The organism is Mycobacterium sp. 1245852.3 (genome assembly GCF_001669335.1).
In the GTDB taxonomy this organism is placed as follows: domain Bacteria; phylum Actinomycetota; class Actinomycetes; order Mycobacteriales; family Mycobacteriaceae; genus Mycobacterium; species Mycobacterium europaeum_A.
This window is the reverse complement of record NZ_LZLL01000185.1, coordinates 1-2,330: the sequence shown is the minus strand read 5'-3', so window position 1 is coordinate 2,330 and position 2,330 is coordinate 1. Positions and strand designations below refer to the sequence as shown.

At 68.7% G+C, this 2,330-nt stretch carries 3 protein-coding genes; 1 reads left to right on the top strand and 2 read right to left on the bottom strand.

What is annotated here, in order from left to right:
- The coding region (locus A9W96_RS08155) for an MCE family protein (protein ID WP_197499452.1) at positions 1–542 on the top strand (542 nt) is incomplete at its 5' end.
- A gap of 53 nt (positions 543–595) precedes the next feature.
- Here A9W96_RS08155 and A9W96_RS08150 read toward each other — a convergent pair.
- Together A9W96_RS08150 and A9W96_RS08145 are read right to left on the bottom strand one after the other, a co-directional pair.
- Positions 596–1,513, bottom strand: a complete 918-nt coding sequence (locus A9W96_RS08150) for a DMT family transporter (protein ID WP_066871095.1) — start codon at positions 1,511–1,513, stop codon at positions 596–598.
- 100 nt (positions 1,514–1,613) lie between these two features.
- A partial coding sequence (locus tag A9W96_RS08145) for an SDR family NAD(P)-dependent oxidoreductase (RefSeq protein WP_067138853.1) occupies positions 1,614–2,330 on the bottom strand: 717 nt, incomplete at its 5' end.

Here is a 2,330-nt window from a genome sequence, read left to right as displayed (position 1 = left end):
CGGCGGCCGGGTTTGGTAACACCGGTGCCGAGCTGTTCAACAAGGGTGGGCCGTATCTGGCGCGCGGCGCCGCCGACCTGGTGCCGACGGCGCAGCTGCTGGACACCTACAGCCCCGAAATCTACTGCCTGATGCGCAGCGAACACGATGCGTTGCCCGCCACCGGGGCGGCCGAGGGCGGCTTCAACGGCTACTCGCTGAACATGGACACCGAGGTGCTCTCCGGGCTGGGACTGATCGCGAACCCGGTGTCCGCGGTGCCCGTCCTGGCGTCGTTGGTCGGCGGCATCGCCGGAGTCGTCGGCGGCGCACCCAACCCGTACATCTGGCCGGAGAACCTGCCGCGGGTGAACGCGCGCGGCGGGCCGGGCGGCGCTCCTGGCTGCTGGCAGAAGGTCACCCGCGATCTGTGGCCGGCGCCCGAGCTGATCATGGACACCGGCAACAGCATCGCGCCCTACAACCACCTGGACACCGGATCGCCCTATGCCATCGAATACGTCTGGGGCCGCCAGGTCGGCGACAACACCATCAATCCGTAAAGCGGACGCCGGCGTCGTGAGAACGCGTTTCGTACAACCAGTTTCGGCCTCTGTCAGGCCTGGGTGGTCGCCGGCGGCCGCGCGCTGGATTTCACGTCCCGGCCCGCGCCGGCCGACATCGAGGCGGCCTCACCGCGAGCCAACCCGACCGTCGCGACGATCACCACAACCAGCGTGGCCGCCAGCACAAACCATTCCCAGCCGCCGGCTGCCAACGTCTCGCGGAGCACGATGATGCCCAGGATGCCGCCCACCACCGGCTTCGCCACGATGATCGTCGGCAGCGACGCGGTGAGCGCGCCGGCTCGATACGCCGATTGGTGATAGACCATTCCCGCCGCCCCGCAGAACACCAGCGCGTACAGCTCGAATGACACCCACACCTGACCCGGGTGGTGCTCCAGGATGTCCACCACGCCCTTCATCAGCACGGCGAACACCGCCAGCAACGTGCCGGCGACCGCCGCCAACAGCAGCGCCGCGACCGGGCGATCCGCCCAGATCCGCGCGCCCAGGAGCCCGAGCAACAGCAGCGGGCCGATCACCACGGCGACCACGATCCAGATGTGCAGCGGCGCCCGCTGCTGGCCGCCGGTCGGGTCCCCGACCGCGATCAGCACCGCCAACGCCACCGCCAGCACCAGCGCCCAGGTCCACTCCCGGCGGGTGATCCGGTTACCGGTCATCCGCGAATAGATCGGGAGGGCGAACAGCAGGGCTGTGACCTGCAACGACATCACCAGCAACACCGAGCCCTTGTCGAGCGCGGCGGCCAGCAGCACGTAACTGCCGATGTCCCCCAAACCGCCCAGCCACCAACGCTTGTCGCGCAGCAACATGCCGAACAACGTCAGGTGGCCCACCCGTTTGTCGGTGACCTCCTGCGCGGAACGCTGCCGCACCACGTTGCCGATCGCGGACGCCAGCGCGGCACACAGGGCGATAATGGCCGCCAGATGCGCGTCCGACATGGCATTACCTCCTGGCTGGGTGCGATGGCGCTACCCATCCAATCTAGCCACCACCCGGACGACCGGCGCGTCGAAGGTCACCGGGCCAGCGAACACGGCGTCAGAGCGGGAACTTCGTCCCGGTGAGCCGCTCGGACAGTTCCCACAGCGCACTCGCGGTGCCCGCGCGCTTTGCCGGCCAGTTCCGCCACGTGGACTGGGTGCGGCCGTACAGCCCGAACCGCGGCCCGACGAAGGTGTCGCCCGGCAAATCCTGCGAGACCGCGTACAGCGTCTGGCGGGCGCCGAAGTCGGCGTCGGTGGACACGATCCGGTCGACGGCCAGCACCGCCGCGTCACCCAGTTTCCGGCCGGAGTTGCCCTGCAGGTTCGTGTGCGACCAGCCGGGGTGGGCGGCCAGGGCCCGCAGCGCTGCGGGGACGCCGTCCAGCCGCCGCTGCAGCTCCTTGGTGAACAACAGGTTGGCCAGCTTCGATTGGCTGTAGGCCAGCCAGGCAGAATACGGCCGGGACTGAAAGTTCAGGTCCTTGAGGCTGATGTAGCCGAAGTGGTGCATCAGCGAGGACACCGTCACCACGCGGTCGGTCAACTTGGGCAACAGCAGGTTGGTCAAGGCGAAGTGGCCGAGGTGGTTGGTGCCGATCTGACCCTCGAACCCGTCGACGGTCACCGCGTGCTTGGTGGCCATGATGCCGGCGTTGTTGATCAGGACGTCGACCTTGTCGACGCCCTCGGCAAAGCGCCGCACCGAGGACAGGTCCTGCAGGTCGAGCTGACGCACCTCGGCTGTCCCGGTCGCGGGACCGGTTCGGCAACC

What these genes read in the sequence shown, in the direction of transcription:
- A9W96_RS08150 (WP_066871095.1), bottom strand. Translation starts at nt 1,513, where the DNA reads ATGTCGGACGCGCATCTGGCGGCCATTATCGCCCTGTGTGCCGCGCTG.